This is a genomic window from Mesorhizobium sp. M0478 (genome assembly GCF_040321305.1).
Classification (GTDB): Bacteria; Pseudomonadota; Alphaproteobacteria; order Rhizobiales; family Rhizobiaceae; genus Mesorhizobium.
The window spans coordinates 36480-51874 of sequence record NZ_JAMYRH010000002.1 but is presented as its reverse complement, the minus strand read 5'-3'; the positions used below and the strand labels follow the sequence as shown (position 1 = coordinate 51874).

Genomic DNA, 15395 nt, shown 5'->3' with positions numbered 1-15395 from the left:
ACGACTGGACAAATACCGACGTTGTCGTGTTATCATACAACCCTGATTGAGAACATCAAGCGAGGCTTGCCGCCAAGCGTTCGATGTGGATGATCAGACCCGCAAATCACAGAATTCGGAGGACTTCCCCAATGAGCGACGCCCCGGGCTTTCGCTATATGCACACCATGATCAGGGTGCTCGACCTCGACAAGTCGATCGCCTTCTACACCGAGGTGCTCGGCATGACCCTGCTGCGCCGCGACGACTACCCCGGCGGCAAGTTCACCAACGCCTTTGTCGGCTACGGCCCCGAGGACAAGGAAGCCGTCGTCGAGCTGACGCTGAACTGGGGCCGCGAGGAGCCCTACGAGATCGGCACCGGCTTCGGCCATCTGGCGCTCGGCGTCAACGACATCTACGCCGTCTGCGCCGAACTGGAAAAGCGCGGCGCCAAAATCCCGCGCAAGCCCGGCCCGATGCAGCACGGCACCACCCACATCGCTTTCGTCGAAGACCCCGACGGCTACAAGATCGAGCTGATCGGCCTCGACACGATGTGATCCGATCGGGCCGGACCGCATCGGCCTCGCGCCGATGCGGTCCCGTCCTGTCCGCGCTTGCCTGGGAGGCAGGATCACTTGATGACCGCGATCTTGCTGCGGTCGATGGTGATGGCGACGGCGGCAATGAGCACCGCGCCGAACACCATGTTTTCCAGGAAGATATTGACGCCGACAAAGGTCATGCCGATGCGCACGATCGAAATGATCAGCGCGCCGACCGCCGTGCGGGCAACGCCGCCGAGCCCGCCGGTGATCGCCGTGCCGCCGACGATTACGGCGGCGATGGCCGGCAGCAGCAGCTGGTTGGCCAGCACCGGCGAACCGCTCGACAGCCTGGCTGCCAGCACGACGCCGGCGATGGCCGCGAGCATACCCGACGCGGCAAAGGCGATGATCTTGGTGCGGTCGACATTGATGCCGGCCGCCCACGCCGCCGGTTCGCCGGCGCCGACCGCAATCGCCTGGCGGCCGAAGCGCGTGTAGCGCAGCGCCAGAAAGGCGGCGATGCCGATCACCGTCGAAATCAGCACCACCACGGGAATGCCGGCGACAGTGGCGTTGATCCAGGCGGTGTTTTCGCGACCAGCCTCCTCGATGGTGATGGCGCGGCCATTGGAGACCCAGAGCGCCAGGCCGGTGACCACGCCGCCGGTGGCGAGCGTCGCCACGAAGGACGGCACGCGTAGCTTGACGTGGACGACGCCGCTCAGGATGCCGAAGGCAAGCCCGGACAGGATCGCCACCGGAAAGGCGGCGAGGCCGAGCGACGGCAGCAATTGCGCCAGGATGACGCTGGCCAGCGACGCCACCGCCTGGATCGACAAATCGATGCCGCCGAGCAGAATGGCGAAGGTGACGCCGGTCGCCAGGATGAACAGCACGGCGGTGTTGGCAAACAAAAGCGCCACGGTTTCGCCGGTGAGGAAGCCGGGCGCGGCGATCTCGATGATCAAAAGCAGGCCGACCAGCAGGATCAGCGGAATGGCGCCTTGCGTCCACTTGCCCTCGAAAACCTGCCTGATGGAGAACGCCTCATTCATCGGTTCACACCATTGCCCTGAGAAGATCGACCTGGTTCGGCTTGTTGCCCGGACTGGCATCGAAGCGCGCGGTGATTGCACCGTCGCGCATCACCAGCACCTGGTGCGACAGACCGATCGTTTCCTCCAGCGTGTCGGAAATCAAAAGGATCGCCACGCCTTGCGCCGAGAGATCGCGCACCAATTCGTAGACCTCCTCCTTGGCGCCGACATCGAGGCCGCGTGTGGGATGGTCGAGCACCAGGATGCGCGAGCCCGCCGTCATCCAGCGCGCCAGCACCACCTTCTGCTGGTTGCCGCCGCTGAGCTTGCGGCAGGCGGCATCGGGACCGGGCGCCTTGATGCGCAGCCGCTTGATCCAGTCGGCGGCAAGCCGGCGCTCCTTGCCATAGTCGATGGCGCCATGGCGCATGACGCTGGAGAGATCGGCCAGCGAAATGTTCTCCGCGATCGACAGGAACATCACCAGCCCTTCGAGCCGGCGCTCGCGCGGGACATAGCCGATGCCCTTGCGCACCGCCGGTTCCGGCGAGGAGAAGCGCACGGCATCGCCGGCGATTTTCATCTCGCCGGCATCATGCTGGACGAAGCCGCCAACGGTGCGCGTCACCTCCTCGCGGCCGGAGCCGACAACGCCGGCAATGCCGACGATCTCGCCGGCCCGGATCGAGAGATCGACGCCGTGATAGAAACCGTTGGCGCCAAGCCCCTTGGCCTCGACCATCACGGTACCGCGCGGCGCCAGCTGGCGGGCCTCGCGATAATACTCCGCCTGCAGGCCGCGCCCGACCATGATCTCGTGCAGCTCAGGCGCGGTGACTTCGGCTGCACGATGTTCGGCAACGACGGCGCCATCCTTCATCGTGTAGACGCGGTCGGAGATATTGAGCACCTCGTCGAGGCGGTGCGAGACGAAGACGAAGCTGGCGCGGGATTTGAGCGAGCGCACCCGCGCGAACAGCACCTCGATGTCGGCGGCGTTGAGCACCGAGGTCGGCTCGTCGAGCAGGATCAGCAACTGCCGCTCGACCACTTCCTCCAGGGTCAGCGCCTTGGCGAGCTCGACCATCTGGCGCGCCGCGAAGGTGAGTTCGGAGGTGCGCGCGGTGACGTCGATGTCGATGCCGATCTTGGCCAGTTGCCGCCGCGCCGCCGTGTTCATGGCGCGCCAATTGACGAGGCCGAAGCGGGTGAAGCGGTCCTCTCCGCCGAGATAGATGTTTTCGGCAACCGTCAGGTTCAGCACCAGCGACTGCTCCTGGAACACCATGCCGATGCCATGCCTGGCCGCATCACGGGCGTTGCGCATGCGCAGCTGTTCGCCGTCCAGTGTGAGCGAGCCGCCATCCGGCCGGTAGCCGCCGGCCAGCACCCGCATCAGCGTCGACTTGCCGGCGCCGTTCTCGCCGATCAGCCCGACAACTTCATTGGGCCGCACTTCGATGGAGACGTCGCGCAGCGCCTGGACGCCGGGGAAATTCTTGATGATGTTGGACACCTGCAGCATGGCGTTCACTTGACGATTTTCAGGCGGACACGGTCGAGCGACAGCGCCACCGCGGCGATGATCATCAGACCCTGCACCGTCTGCTGGATGTAGGGCGAGATGCCGAGCAGGATCATGCCATTGGCAAGCACGGTGACGATCAGCACACCGATCAGCGTGTTGACCACACCGCCCTCGCCGCCGGTCAAAGCGGTGCCGCCGACGACCACTGCGGTAACCGTGGCAAACAGCCTGCCGTCGCCGATGACGGCATGCGACTGGCCGAGCTGTGCCGCGGCCAGCACACCGGCAATGCCGAAGAAGAACCCGGCCAGCGCAAAGGCGATGATGCGCACGCGCACGACATTGACGCCGGAGAGCTTGGCGACATCCTCATCACCGCCGATCGCCAATATGTGGCGGCCGAGCTTGGTGTGGTACTGGATGACGGTGGCGAGCAGGAAGGCGCCGAACGCGACCCAGACCGCCACCGGCAGGCCGAGGAAACGGTGCAAGGCCAGGTCGCGGATCGAGGCGTCGTTCAGCTTGATGGCCGTGCCGCCCAGCATATAGACCGACAGGCCGAGGCCGATGAACCACATGCCGAGCGTGCCCATGAAGGACGGGATGCGCAGCATGGTCTGGACGAGACCGCTGACGAAGCCCATGGCGGTGGCGGCGGCGATGGCAGCGAGCACCGCCCACCAGCCATAGTCGTTGCCGTTGCCGTCATTGGCGGCGAGCAGCACAAGCACCATCGCCGCCACCGAAAGCGTGCCTTCGACTGCGAGGTCGATGCTGCCCATCAGGATGATGAAGGTCAGCCCCATCGCCAGCGTCAGCGGCACGGCGGCGGAATTCGCAAGCCGCACCACATTGCGCAATTCGATGAAATTGGGGTTGGCAATGGCGATGAGTACGCAGAGTACAATCAGCACCGCCAGCGGCGCCAGGCTGCGCCAGCGCCTGCCGCCCAGGAATGTCGCGATGCGGCCGGGGAACGGTGTCATGGGCGTCGTCCGCTCGATGTCCGAAACGGACTTCAGGGGTTCTGTATGGATTGTCAAGAAACCGCTTCCCGTCTGCTGGTGACAGCCGTCGCGACAAGGGGATCGCGACGGCTGCGGGAGGAAGCGGGCCGCCAGGGAGTTGCAGCCCACTCCGATGGATCAGGTGCGGATTGCTCCGGTGACCCGGCCCCACAGATCGTTCCAGTCGATCTCGGGCTTCGCATCGACATTGGTCTTGTAATATTCCTCGACATTGTCGTGCGAGATCAGCACCGCCTTGCCGTAGAACTCGCGGTGCTCCGGGGGCTCCTTGGTCGGGTCGAACTTGCCGATCTTGGCGTTGTAGCCGATGGCGAGACCCATGCCGCCCTGCCAGAACGGATCCGAAGTGACCGTGCAGGCGAACTCGCCGGTGCGCACCGCATCGACCGCCGTCTTGATGCCGTCGACGCCGACGATCGGCACCTTGCCGGCGAGATTTTCGGCACGCAGCGCTTCCAGTGCGCCGGAGCCCATATCGTCATTGGCCGCCCAGATGCCCTTGATGTCGTCGCCGAAGCGGGTGAGCAGATTGCCCATCAGGTCGAAGGCTTCGGTCGACTTCCAGTTGGCGACCTGAAAGTCGAGCAGCTTGATGTCTGGGTTGGCTGCGAGCGCCGCATCGAGGCCCTTCTTGCGCTCGATCGCCGCCGTGGTCGAGATCAGGCCGCCGAGCGCTACGATGCCGCCCTTGCCGCCAATGGTCTTGAACAGGATCTCGGCGATGGTCTTGCCGCTGTCGATGCCGTCGAACTCGATATGCGAGACATAGTTCGGGTTGAAATCCTTCGGGTGCAGATCCCCAGGCTTGTTCCACTGGGTCACCACATAGGCGCCGGCCTTGGCGCAGGCCTCGACGATCGGGCGCGCATCGGGCGTGTCGTTGGGATCGGAATTCAGCACCATGTTGCCGCCGGTCTTGGCCAGCATCGCCTTGATGTCGGCAATGCCCTTCTCGCTGTTGCCTTCCGAAACCAGCGTGACGTGTTCCAGCCCGGCCCATTTGGCATACGCTTCGGCGCCGGTCTTCCACACCGCGTGATAGGGGTTGGACAGCGAGCGGATCGACGTCACCAGTGTCGGCTTGTCCTGCGCGCGCAGCACGCTCGGCATGGCGAGTGCCGCCACGCCGGCGGTGGCGCCCATCATCAGCGTGCGCCGGTTGACCGTAAAATTCTCCGTGTCCTTCATATCTCGAAATCCTCCCGATTGAATTCTGTTCGCCCGGCATCTTGCGCGGGGAGCGCGGCCGGGAACCTCCAGGTGACGGGTCGTCAAGCTCCTCCACTTGTACGACAACCCTTCAACACGATAACCATACCCTTTCTCTTGACGCGGCACAAGCGACTTGAGATCGTCGCGCGCAAGAGAAGGGGCGGTGATTTTCATCGCCCGCCGGAGCATGATCCCTAGAAGTGGGAACCGGTTTTCTCGGACAAATCGGGAAACCGTTTTGTCCGGAGATCATGCTCCAACAAAGAGAACCCGGGAGTGGAAATGACGGATTACATCATTGTCGGCGGCGGTTCGGCTGGCTGCATTCTGGCCGCCCGGCTGAGCGAGGACCCGGACGTGTCCGTCGTGCTGCTCGAGGCCGGTCCGCCCGACACCGACCGCTACATCCATTTGCCGGTCGGCTTCTTCAAGATGACGTCGGGGCCGCTGATCTGGGGTTATGACACCGCGCCCGGCAAGGAGATCGACGGCCGCACCATGGTCTATCCGCAGGCCCGCGTGCTGGGCGGCGGCTCCTCGATCAACGCCCAGGTGTTCACCCGCGGCTGCCCTGAGGATTATGACGGCTGGGCGACTGAGAATGGCTGTGCCGGCTGGAGCTATGCCGACGTGCTGCCCTACTTCGTCCGCTCCGAGGGCAACGACACTTTTGCCGATGCGCAGCACGGCACTGACGGCCCGCTCGGCGTCTCCAGCGGCGCGCCGCATCCGCTGACCCGCATCTTCGTCAAGGCGGCGCAGCAGGCGGGCCTTCCTTTCCGCGCCGACTTCAACGCCGGTGAGCAGGCGGGCGCCGGCTTCTACCAGACGACGACGCGTCGGGGGAAACGCTCGAGCACGGCGGTTGCCTATCTGAAGCCGGCGCTCGGCCGCAAGAATCTGACGCTACGCACCGACGCCTCCGTCAGCCGCATCGTGGTCGAGAACGGCCGCGCCATCGGTGTCGAGATCATCGTCAATGGCCGCACCGAACTGCTCCGCGCCGAGCGCGAAGTCATCGTCGCCGCCGGCGCCATCGGCTCGCCGAAATTGCTGATGCTGTCCGGCATCGGCCCGGCCGTGCATCTCGGCCATCACGGCATCGAGGTGGTCCACGATTCCAAAAACGTCGGCCAGAATCTGCACGATCACATGGACGTCGATGTCGTCGCCGAGCTCAACGGACCGCATGGCATCGACCGTTACAAGAAGAAGCGCTGGCAGGCGGTTGCCGGTCTTGAATATGCGCTGTTCGGCAAGGGGCCGGTGGCCTCCAACATTGTAGAGGCCGGCGGCTTCTGGTGGGGCGACCGCGCGGAGAAGACGCCGGACATCCAGTTCCATTTCCTGCCCGGCGCCGGCGTCGAGGAAGGCATCGGCTCGGTTCCCGGCGGCAATGGCTGCACGCTGAACTCCTACCATGTGCGCCCGCGTTCGCGCGGCAGCGTCACGCTCAAGTCCGCGGACCTGCGCGATGCGCCCATCATCGACCCCAACCCGTTCGCCGAGCGCTATGATCTCGAACGCGCCATCGACGGCATCGAGATCAGCCGCGAAATCCTGTCGCAGCCAGCCTTCGCCAGATACATCAGCCGCGAGCATCTGCCCGGCAAGGCGATGCAGGGGCGCTCAGCACTCGAAGCCTTCGCCCGAGAACATGGCCGCAGCGCCTATCACCCAGTCGGCACCTGCCGGATGGGCGGCGATGCCGACAGCGTCGTCGACCCCGAGCTTCGCGTGCGCGGGCTGCAAGGCCTGCGCGTCTGCGACAGCTCGGTCATGCCGAGCATCGTGTCGTCGAACACCAACGCCGCCGTGGTCATGATTGCGGAGAAGGCGGCGGATCTGATTGCGGGGCGAACGCTGCCGGTGGCGTAAGCAGGACAATCGCATGTGGTGGCGCCATGCGATTGCCCTGCCTTGAGCACCTGTCGCTGAGCGCATAGCACTCGAACCGCACTAAAAACGACAGCCTCCCGCAGCGCCTTCAACCGACGCTTGCGCAACCCACCAACCGACCGGAAACCCCCGGTTGCGGGCTCGTTGCCGACGCCTGCGCGGGGATATGAAAGCGCTTTTGCGCCAGTCCGCGATCACACCATATGAACCGATCCAACCTCTGCTAGCTTGTGGGCGTGGGACTTGTCCCGCTTTGGCCGGTGCTTCAGGCAACCCCATCCCAACCCCCCGCCCCCTGCGGTACCGGCCATCCCCTCCCCCTTTTGGCGGGCTTCTCGACCTGCCGTCCTCAGCCGTCCCTGCCAACTTCGAGGTCGACGAAGAGGCTTGATGCGTTGCATGCAAATCCAAACCATCGGGCAGCGTATCGAGGAATTTCACATCGGCTGGCTGGACGACCTCCTGAAGGCGACCAGTTCCGGGTCGAGCCGCCTCAGCTCCCGGTTGATGGCCGCCAGGCGCTCCGGTTCGCCCTTCCGTGTTGCAGACATTGAGAATAACGGGGCGTAAGCGCATCAGCGAACCACCGCCGCGATGCGTTCCAACGTGGTGCGCGAAACGGCTCGGCCATCGGCGCGGTTCGGCTTGCCAAATGCCGCCATGCCGCCCATACACGGCTTGAACAACCGCCCCGAGGGTCCGCGCCCATTTTGCCAAAGGATACTCTCCGATGTCTGTGACGCCGTCCCCCTGGTCAAAGCCGTGACGGCCTCCCTCGCAAGCCTGGGCTGGACGGATTTCTTCGGCGACCAGCTTGAAGCCGATGAGGCAGACCTCGTGCCGACGCGCATCGCCTCGGTGCACCGCGACCGCCTGGCCGGCCTGTCCCGGGCAGGGCCAGTGGATCTGACGCTGCCGGCCAATGCCAACACCGGCGACTACGCCGTCGGCGACTGGGTGCTGGTCGAGCAGCATACACATCTGCTGCTCCGCCGGCTGACCCGCAAGACGGTGCTGGAGCGCCGTACCCAGGGCGGCAGGATCCCGCAGCTGGCCGCGGCCAATGTCGACACGCTGTTCATCGTGACGTCCTGCAATGCCGATTTCAACATCGCCCGGCTCGAGCGCTATCTGGCGCTGGCCAACGAGGCCGGAACGACGCCGGTGATCCTGCTGACCAAGGCCGACACCGCTGACGATGCCGAGAGATACCAAAGCCAGGCTGCCGCCCTTCAGCGTGGTTTGCCCGTAGTGACGCTGAACCCGCGCGTCGCCGATGCCGCAGCGGCGCTTGCTCCCTGGTGTGGCGCAGGGCAGACGGTGGCGCTGGTCGGCTCCTCCGGCGTCGGCAAATCGACGCTGGTCAACACGCTGGCCGGAGCGGCGCAGCAATCGCCGCAACAGACTGCGGGCATTCGCGAGCACGATGCCAAGGGTCGCCACACCACCACGGCGCGGTCGCTGCACCCCATCGCCGGTGGCGGCTGGGTAATCGACACGCCGGGCATGCGCACGCTGCATGTCAGCGACGTCGCATCCGGCATCGACACGCTGTTTGCCGAAATCACCGAGCTCGCACCGCTGTGCAAGTTCCGCGACTGCACCCATGTCCACGAACCGGGCTGCGCGGTGCAGGCTGCGTTGAAGGCGGGTACGCTCGACCCTGAGCGCCTTGCCCGCTGGCGCAAGCTGTCGGAGGAAAACCAGGGCAACACGCCGGTTCAGAGCGGCCCGCGCGGCAACAAATCGCCTGCCGGGCGCCCGAAGCGGCGTTGAGAGGATAGGAATTGCGGAACGAGACGTCGGAGGCCCGGCATGTGCCGGGCCTCCCTTTTTTCACTCTCCGCGCATCGTTGCCTGGAAGGTCGGCAGGTGCTTCTGCTGCGCCTCCAGCATGCGCTCGCGGTAGACGCCGTAGATGACGTCGGTGTCGTGCAGCGTCACGCCGGCAATGGTCGGCGAGGCGAAGACCGGCAGTTCGATGCCGCGCTTGGCGAGCTGCTCGGCCGTGCGCGCGATCAGCTCATGCGCCAGGATCATGGCAAGCACCGTCGATGAGCCCGACACCGGCCGGCTCCAGCCCTCGACCGGCACGATGGCGTCCTCGATCGGCGAACAGGTGTCGATGACGAGGTCGGCGGCATCCGCCAGCCGCTTGCCGGACGAGTGCGTCGCCGGCTTGTCCAGATTGTTCTTGCTGGTGACAGCGACGACGAAGATGCCGCGCTTCCTGGCGTAGAGCGCGGTGTCGATGCCCGACGAGTTGCGGCCGCTATGGCCGAAGATGATGATCGAATCGCCCTTGTTGAGCGGCTGGTGGTCGAGGAATTTTTCGGCGTATCTTTCCGTACGCTCCAGCCACAAAAGCTCGCGCACGCCGCCGGCGCCGAGCACATTGTGCCACATCACGCGCGGGTCGGTCAGGGGGTTGAAGCCGACATAGCTGCCATAGCGCGGAAACACTTCCTGCACCGGCAGCACCGAATGGCCGGAGCCATAGAGATGCACCAGCCCGCCGCCCTCGAGCGAGTCGGCAAAGCGGCTGGCGGCCTGGCCAAAGGCCTCTTCATTGGCTTTCGCAGCCTGGTCGATGAGGGCGGCGAGACGGTGGATGTAGAGATCGGACACGTGGGTACTCCTGTTTGCTGTGTCGGTCTGGAATGGATCAGCTTCTCGGGTTCAGCGGCACGCGTCCGGCGCGCAGCGTCGAGCGGATTTCGTAGCGGTCGCCGCGCATGATCGAGACGGTGAATTCGAACGGGCCGCGCTCGTCGGTGGTGATGCGTTCTACGACGAAGGCCGGGCTGCCGACAGCGAGGTCGAGCAGTTCGGCGTCCGCCGCGCCGACCGCGCCGACCCGGTAGTTCTCCCGCGCGGCCACCGGCACGATGCCGTAATGGCGCTCCAGCGCCTCGTAGAGCGAGCCCTGCAGCAGGCCGGCATCGAGGAAGCCCGGCACGCGCACGGCCGACAGCTGCGCCGTCTGGATGCCGATCGGCTCGTTGTTGCCGAGCCGCAGCCTGCGAATGCGCACCACCGGATCGCCCTCCTCGATCTCCAGCGCGCCGGCAGCCGCCGCATTGGCGGTGGTCAGGCTGCAGTCGAGCAGGCGCGAGCCCGCGACCACGCCCATATTGCCCATCTCCTGGGTAAAGCTGGTCAGCTCGCGCGTGCCGGCGACCAGCGTGGTGGAGCGCACGAACGTGCCGCGGCCATGTTCGCGCCTGAGCAGTCCTGCCTCCTCGAGATTGCGCAAGGCGTGGCGCAGCGTGATACGGCTGACGCCGAACAGGGCGCACAGCCTGTCCTCCGCTGGGATCTGGTCGCCCGTTGCCCATTCGCCGCTCTTGACGATGGTTCGGATCGCCTCTTCGACCTGGTACCAGAGCGGCTCCGGCCGTCTGCGGTCCGGTTGCTGAAAGCTTGCTTCGCTCATCGCACCTGCCTCCACCCTTGCCCAACGGCGCCGGCCAGCGCCGCGCCGACGAGACCGGCGCGGGGACCGAATTTTCCGGGCTTGACGTCGATGCCGCGCAGATGCGGCGGCAGATGGCGCCGCAGCGCTGCAAGCAGCGGCGGCCGGATCACATCCAGCGCCTCCGCCAAACCACCCGAAATCAGCACCGCTTGCGGATCGAGCAACGCGACAGCGCCTGCCAGCGCGGTGCCGAGCTGTCGCGCCGGCAGTTCAAGCAAGGTGAGTGCAGCCAGCTCGCCGGCCTGGGCAGCGGCGATCAGCCGGCGGCCGTCGGCAAGGCCGATCTGGCCGGCAAGGCCATCGAGCGCCCGGCCCGACGCGACGCGCTCCAGCCAGCCGCTGCGCTCCTCGCCATGATCTTTGACGTCGGCGCAGGCCCAGCCGAACGAGCAGGCGCCGCCATGCGCGCCGGCAACGATGCGGCCATTGGCCAGCACCGCCGAACCGATGCCGGTGCCGATGGCGAGCAGGATCGCATCCGACATGTTTTTCGCACTGCCTTCGACAGCCTCCGCCAGCAGCGCAATCTGCGCGTCATTGCCGAGCGCTACGCGCAGTTTGGGAAACAGCGGCTGGATATCGACGCCGTCGAGGAACGGCAAGTTGGGGATCCAGCGGCAGATTGAGCCCTCGACCAGACCCGGCACCGCGATGCCAAGCGCTGAGACCGGCCCGGCCTCAGCGCACAGCGCGTCGATGCGAGCAATGAAGGCATCAAGGGTTGCCGGCGCCGGCTCGCTGCCCCGCGTCTCCAACGCACCGACATCGCCCGTAGATACGCCGGCGCGCAGATTGGTGGCGCCGAGATCGATGGCGAGTACCCGCGTCATCGACCGGACCCTTTGCCGAAGGGGAGCGAGAACAGGCCGCTGCCGGCATTCCACGAATGCGATGCCGCCGCGAAGGCCTGCGCATGGCGCGTGCCGCGCAGGCAGCCGCGCAGCCGGTAGAGCGAACTGTAATAGTCGACATAGGGGAAGCTGCTCAGGCCGCGCGCCAGCTCATACTCCATGACCGCGTCGCGCCACGCCTCGAACCCGTCGCTGACATCGACGAGATGCTCGGGCCGGAAGCCGTCATCGTCCTCCCAGTTCTCGCCGAACAGCAGCAGTTGCGGCGTGTGCGCCGGATGGTCGCTGGCAACGGTCGGCAGTCCGGCGAAGAAGATACCGGTCTTCGTCAAATGCGCGGCGGCGCGATGGTCCTTGTGCCAGCTGCCATGCCAATGGGTGATGACGATCTCGGGTTTCAGCTCGCGAATGATGTCGCCCACTTCGAGCGCCGTCTGATCGTCCGTGGGCAGGAAGCCGTCGCGCAGGCCAAAGCCACGCATGGTGACGCCGAGCCGCTCCGCCGCGCTGCCCGCTTCCTCTTCCTTCTGCACGCAATAATGCGCGGGAACCAGGTACGGATGGCCCTGCTCACCCATGGTCAGATGCAGGAAGGTCACAGTGGCGCCGCGCTTGACGGCAGCGGCCGCCAGCGGCCCGGCCATCACCTCGGCATCGAAGGCGTGCGCGCCGACCACCAGGATCGATTTCGCCGCATAAATCCTGTCTTCGATCATTTCATGCCCCCTCCGGTGCCCACGCCTTCGCGAATCTGGCGCGCCAGCAGACAATACATGATCAGGATGGGCGCCATGGATATCGCCAGCGAGGCGAACACCAGGCCCCAGTCGGTGCGGAACTGGCCGACGAAGACGCTGATCGCCAGCGGCACCGTCTTGTAGCGGTCGTCGAAGATGAAGATCAGCGGGAAGAAGAAATCGTTCCACACCGCGATCGCTGTGAAGATGGCCACGATCGACACCGCCGGCTTGACCATCGGCAGGATGATCTGGAACAGGATGCGCACCTCGCCGGCGCCGTCCATGCGCGCGGCCTCGTCCAACTCGGAGGGTAAGACGCGCATGAAATTGGCGAAGATGAAGACGGCGAAGGGAATGCGGATCGCCGAATAGACCAGGATCAGCCCGGTCAGCGAATCCAGCAGGCCGAGATTGCGCATCAGCGTGAACAGTTCGACCGAGGCGAGCCGGATCGGCAGCATGATGCCTGACAGGAACAGGCCGAGCATGATGGCATTCCAGCCGAGTCTGTATCGGCTGAGCGGATAGGCGGCCATCGCCGAGACGACGATGGTGAGGATGACCGCGCCGCCCGTGACGATCAGGCTGTTGATGAAATTCTGGCCGAGATCGGCGCGCGTCCAGGCGTTGATGAAATTGTCGAAGGCAAAGCTTTGCGGCAGGCCGAGCCTGTTGTCGTAGATCTCGGCCGTGGTCTTGAAACAGGAGACGATGAGGATGTAGAGCGGCAACAGCACGGCCGCCGTCCAAACGACCAGCACCGTCCAGCCGGGCAGCCGCGCCAGCTGCCGAGAGATGGCCGGTCTTTGTGAAATCGCCAGCGCGCTCATAGCTGCACCGTGCGGCGGTCGAAGAAGCGCAGCATCATGAGCGTGCCGATGCTGAGGATCAAAAACAGCACGGTGCCGAGCGCCAGCGCCAGACCGATATCGGTGATGCCGACAGCGCCTTCCGCGCCGAAGGCCAGCCGGTAGAAGTAGGTCACCAGCGTGTCGGTCGAATAGCTCGGATTGCCCTGCACGCCCTGCATGACATAGACGATGTCGAACTGGTTGAAGGTGTTGATGAACGACAGCGTCGTCAGCGTGCCCAGCGCCGGCATCAGCAGCGGCAGCGCGATCGAGAACAGCATGCGCGCATTGCCGGCGCCGTCAAGTTTTGCCGCCTCGAAAATCTGGCCGGAAATCTGCCGCAGACCTGCCGTGTAGATCAGCACCGGCAGGCCCATCCAGTTCCAGGCATCGACGGCGATCAGCATGGCGAGCGCGGTGTGGCTGTTGCCGAGCACGGTCAGGCTGCCCTGGTGCAGGCCAAGCCCGTTCAGCGCCCATTCGACGACGCCGCCCGGTGCCAAAAGCAACCGCCACAGCGCGCCGACGATGACCGGGCTCAGCACCGCCGGAAAGAAGAACACCGACTGGAAGAACGCAGCACCCCTGTCGCGCAGGAACAGCAGCCAGGCGAACAAAAGCCCGATTCCGTTCTGGAACAGCATGATGCCGAAGAACCAGGCGGTGTTGTGCCACAGCGCGCCGTAGAGCCGCGCGCCGCTGGGGAAAACGAACAGCCTTGAGAAATTCGACAGGCCGGCGAACTCGACCATGCGCAGCCCCTTCCAGACGAAGAAGCTGCCCCAGAGCGACATCCCCAGGGGATAGAGGACGAACAGCGCATAGACCGCCAGCGCCGGCAGGGTGAACAGCACGGCCATGCGCTGCTGCGTGCGGCGAAGGCTGCTGGTGCGGCGAAGGGTGCTCATGCGCTTTTCTGGTCCGTGAGAGGCCGGCCGCTTTGCGACCGGCCGCGCCTACTGCTTCGGCTTGAACCAGGTGGCGACTGCGGCCTGCATGTCGGCCGCCAGCTTCTCCGGCGCGATGTTGCCTTCGATCATGTCGATGATCTCCGACTGCAGCACCGAAGACGCCGTCGGCGACTGCCAGCGGAAGCCGACCAGCGTCAGATAGGGCGTCGAATTCTTCGCCATCTCCATCATCGAGGCCAGCACTGGATCCTTCACCGTCACATCCGTGCGGGCCGGCGGCCAGCCGAGCTCGTCGGCGAACATCTGCGCGAACTCTGCCGAAGCCATGAAGCCCAGCACCTTGGTCGCGGCTTCCTTGTTCTGGCTCTCGGAGACCAGGCCATAGGAGCCGTCGGAGAAGGCCGAGGTGTAGAGTTTTGCCCCGGCATCGTCGGCGGGGAACGGGAAGATCGAGAATTTCAGCTTCGGGTTCTGCGCCTTGAAGCTGCCGTTCTCGAACGAACCGCCGAGGAACATCGCCGCCTTGCCGCCGATGAACTGCTGCGTGGCGGTGGTGTAGTCGATGCCGGCGAAGCCGTCGGGGAAATACGGCTTCAGCTCGGCGAAGCGCTTCAGCGCCGCGACATAGCGCGGATCCTCGAAGGTCGCCTTGCCGCTCATCATCTCGTCGTAGAATTCAGGACCATAGACGGTCGGGCCGACGACGCCGACGGCGATCTCCAGTTCCCAGGCCGAGCCGTTGGCGCCGCCGGTGGCGATCGGCGTGATGCCGGCCGCCTTCAGCTTCTCGCAGACAGCGGTGAAATCCTTGTAGGTCTTCGGTATCTCGATGCCCTGGGCGGCGAAGATATCCTGGTTGTAGAAGACGCCCATCATCGGCACCGAATAGGGCACGCCATAGAGCTTGCCGTCGCTGCGGCCGCGCGCGCCGCCAAGCGCCGCGTCCTCCATGTTCTTCAGCTCCGGCACGCTGTCGTCCAGCGCGTCGAGATAGCCGGCCTCGACGAAGGGCTGCAATTCGCCATAGGCCTTGAGCTGGGCGATGTCGGGCCCGCGCCCGCCGCGCAGCGCCGTGCTCAGCCGGTTCTGGTAGTCGGCATCGGGCGTGAACTGGATGGCGACCTTGATGCCGGGGTTCTTCGCCTCGAAGGCATCGAAGATGCGGCGCATCGCTGCCTCGTCCTCGGTGCGCCAGCTCCACAGCGTCACCGTGCTGTCGGCGGCTCGCGCCGGCAATGAGGCGAAGACGCCGGCGCAGGCGGCGGCAAGGCCGCCGATCAGGCCAAGTGCTGCGCGCCGGTCAAGTGAAAGCATGCTCATTGCCAGTCTC

The 15395-nt window shown here is 65.4% G+C and carries 14 protein-coding genes; 3 read left to right on the top strand and 11 right to left on the bottom strand.

Annotation, left to right across the window (positions count from 1 at the left end):
* Nucleotides 1-131: 131 nt before the first annotated feature.
* Nucleotides 132-542, top strand: coding sequence for a lactoylglutathione lyase (gene gloA, locus NKI64_RS04635; RefSeq protein ID WP_019856614.1), 411 nt, complete (start codon nucleotides 132-134; stop codon nucleotides 540-542).
* A gap of 74 nt (nucleotides 543-616) precedes the next feature.
* Here gloA and NKI64_RS04630 read toward each other — a convergent pair whose 3' ends face one another.
* From NKI64_RS04630 to NKI64_RS04615, 4 genes are all read right to left on the bottom strand, one after another.
* On the bottom strand, nucleotides 617-1585 hold the full coding sequence (locus NKI64_RS04630; protein ID WP_352510333.1) for an ABC transporter permease: 969 nt from the start codon (nucleotides 1583-1585) through the stop codon (nucleotides 617-619).
* Nucleotides 1586-1589: 4 nt separating this feature from the next.
* On the bottom strand, nucleotides 1590-3092 hold the full coding sequence (locus NKI64_RS04625; protein ID WP_352667378.1) for a sugar ABC transporter ATP-binding protein: 1503 nt from the start codon (nucleotides 3090-3092) through the stop codon (nucleotides 1590-1592).
* Nucleotides 3093-3097: 5 nt separating this feature from the next.
* On the bottom strand, nucleotides 3098-4081 hold the full coding sequence (locus NKI64_RS04620) for an ABC transporter permease (RefSeq protein ID WP_352666690.1): 984 nt from the start codon (nucleotides 4079-4081) through the stop codon (nucleotides 3098-3100).
* A gap of 159 nt (nucleotides 4082-4240) precedes the next feature.
* Entirely contained in the window at nucleotides 4241-5311 is a 1071-nt protein-coding gene (locus NKI64_RS04615) for a sugar ABC transporter substrate-binding protein (RefSeq protein ID WP_352510331.1), read from the bottom strand.
* 306 nt (nucleotides 5312-5617) lie between these two features.
* On the opposite strand from NKI64_RS04615, the gene NKI64_RS04610 reads away from it, so the two are divergent.
* A complete protein-coding gene (locus NKI64_RS04610; RefSeq protein WP_023704161.1) occupies nucleotides 5618-7213 on the top strand; it encodes a GMC family oxidoreductase in 1596 nt (531 codons plus the stop codon).
* A gap of 771 nt (nucleotides 7214-7984) precedes the next feature.
* Nucleotides 7985-9010: a ribosome small subunit-dependent GTPase A gene (rsgA, locus tag NKI64_RS04605; RefSeq protein ID WP_023683132.1), complete on the top strand. Its 1026-nt coding sequence runs from the start codon at nucleotides 7985-7987 to the stop codon at nucleotides 9008-9010.
* Nucleotides 9011-9070: 60 nt separating this feature from the next.
* Here the strand turns inward: rsgA and NKI64_RS04600 are convergent, their stop codons facing one another.
* The 7 genes from NKI64_RS04600 to NKI64_RS04570 are packed head-to-tail and all read right to left on the bottom strand — an operon-like array spanning nucleotide 9071 to nucleotide 15385.
* Nucleotides 9071-9862, bottom strand: coding sequence for a sugar isomerase domain-containing protein (locus NKI64_RS04600; RefSeq protein ID WP_023686509.1), 792 nt, complete (start codon nucleotides 9860-9862; stop codon nucleotides 9071-9073).
* Nucleotides 9863-9899: 37 nt separating this feature from the next.
* On the bottom strand, nucleotides 9900-10670 hold the full coding sequence (locus NKI64_RS04595) for a GntR family transcriptional regulator (protein WP_352666685.1): 771 nt from the start codon (nucleotides 10668-10670) through the stop codon (nucleotides 9900-9902).
* Nucleotides 10667-11542, bottom strand: a complete 876-nt coding sequence (locus NKI64_RS04590) for an ROK family protein (protein ID WP_352666682.1) — start codon at nucleotides 11540-11542, stop codon at nucleotides 10667-10669. Before NKI64_RS04590 ends, NKI64_RS04595 begins: the two co-directional genes overlap by 4 nt.
* Nucleotides 11539-12279 carry a PIG-L deacetylase family protein gene (locus NKI64_RS04585; RefSeq protein ID WP_031195993.1) on the bottom strand — a complete coding sequence of 247 codons (741 nt, stop codon included), beginning with the start codon at nucleotides 12277-12279 and terminating at the stop codon, nucleotides 11539-11541. Before NKI64_RS04585 ends, NKI64_RS04590 begins: the two co-directional genes overlap by 4 nt.
* Nucleotides 12276-13133: a carbohydrate ABC transporter permease gene (locus NKI64_RS04580; protein WP_352666679.1), complete on the bottom strand. Its 858-nt coding sequence runs from the start codon at nucleotides 13131-13133 to the stop codon at nucleotides 12276-12278. Before NKI64_RS04580 ends, NKI64_RS04585 begins: the two co-directional genes overlap by 4 nt.
* On the bottom strand, nucleotides 13130-14062 hold the full coding sequence (locus NKI64_RS04575) for a carbohydrate ABC transporter permease (RefSeq protein ID WP_027049764.1): 933 nt from the start codon (nucleotides 14060-14062) through the stop codon (nucleotides 13130-13132). The genes NKI64_RS04580 and NKI64_RS04575 overlap by 4 nt, the downstream gene beginning before the upstream one ends.
* 48 nt (nucleotides 14063-14110) lie before the next feature.
* Nucleotides 14111-15385 carry an extracellular solute-binding protein gene (locus tag NKI64_RS04570; protein ID WP_023698621.1) on the bottom strand — a complete coding sequence of 425 codons (1275 nt, stop codon included), beginning with the start codon at nucleotides 15383-15385 and terminating at the stop codon, nucleotides 14111-14113.
* Nucleotides 15386-15395: the final 10 nt, after the last annotated feature.

Bases quoted from the DNA above. Each gene is read 5' to 3' on its own strand.
- gloA (WP_019856614.1), top strand. From the start codon at position 132: ATGAGCGACGCCCCGGGCTTTCGCTATATGCACACCATGATCAGGGTG.
- NKI64_RS04630 (WP_352510333.1), bottom strand. From the start codon at position 1,585: ATGAATGAGGCGTTCTCCATCAGGCAGGTTTTCGAGGGCAAGTGGACG.
- NKI64_RS04625 (WP_352667378.1), bottom strand. From the start codon at position 3,092: ATGCTGCAGGTGTCCAACATCATCAAGAATTTCCCCGGCGTCCAGGCG.
- NKI64_RS04620 (WP_352666690.1), bottom strand. From the start codon at position 4,081: ATGACACCGTTCCCCGGCCGCATCGCGACATTCCTGGGCGGCAGGCGC.
- NKI64_RS04615 (WP_352510331.1), bottom strand. From the start codon at position 5,311: ATGAAGGACACGGAGAATTTTACGGTCAACCGGCGCACGCTGATGATG.
- NKI64_RS04610 (WP_023704161.1), top strand. From the start codon at position 5,618: ATGACGGATTACATCATTGTCGGCGGCGGTTCGGCTGGCTGCATTCTG.
- NKI64_RS04595 (WP_352666685.1), bottom strand. From the start codon at position 10,670: ATGAGCGAAGCAAGCTTTCAGCAACCGGACCGCAGACGGCCGGAGCCG.
- NKI64_RS04590 (WP_352666682.1), bottom strand. From the start codon at position 11,542: ATGACGCGGGTACTCGCCATCGATCTCGGCGCCACCAATCTGCGCGCC.
- NKI64_RS04585 (WP_031195993.1), bottom strand. From the start codon at position 12,279: ATGATCGAAGACAGGATTTATGCGGCGAAATCGATCCTGGTGGTCGGC.
- NKI64_RS04580 (WP_352666679.1), bottom strand. From the start codon at position 13,133: ATGAGCGCGCTGGCGATTTCACAAAGACCGGCCATCTCTCGGCAGCTG.
- NKI64_RS04575 (WP_027049764.1), bottom strand. From the start codon at position 14,062: ATGAGCACCCTTCGCCGCACCAGCAGCCTTCGCCGCACGCAGCAGCGC.
- NKI64_RS04570 (WP_023698621.1), bottom strand. From the start codon at position 15,385: ATGAGCATGCTTTCACTTGACCGGCGCGCAGCACTTGGCCTGATCGGC.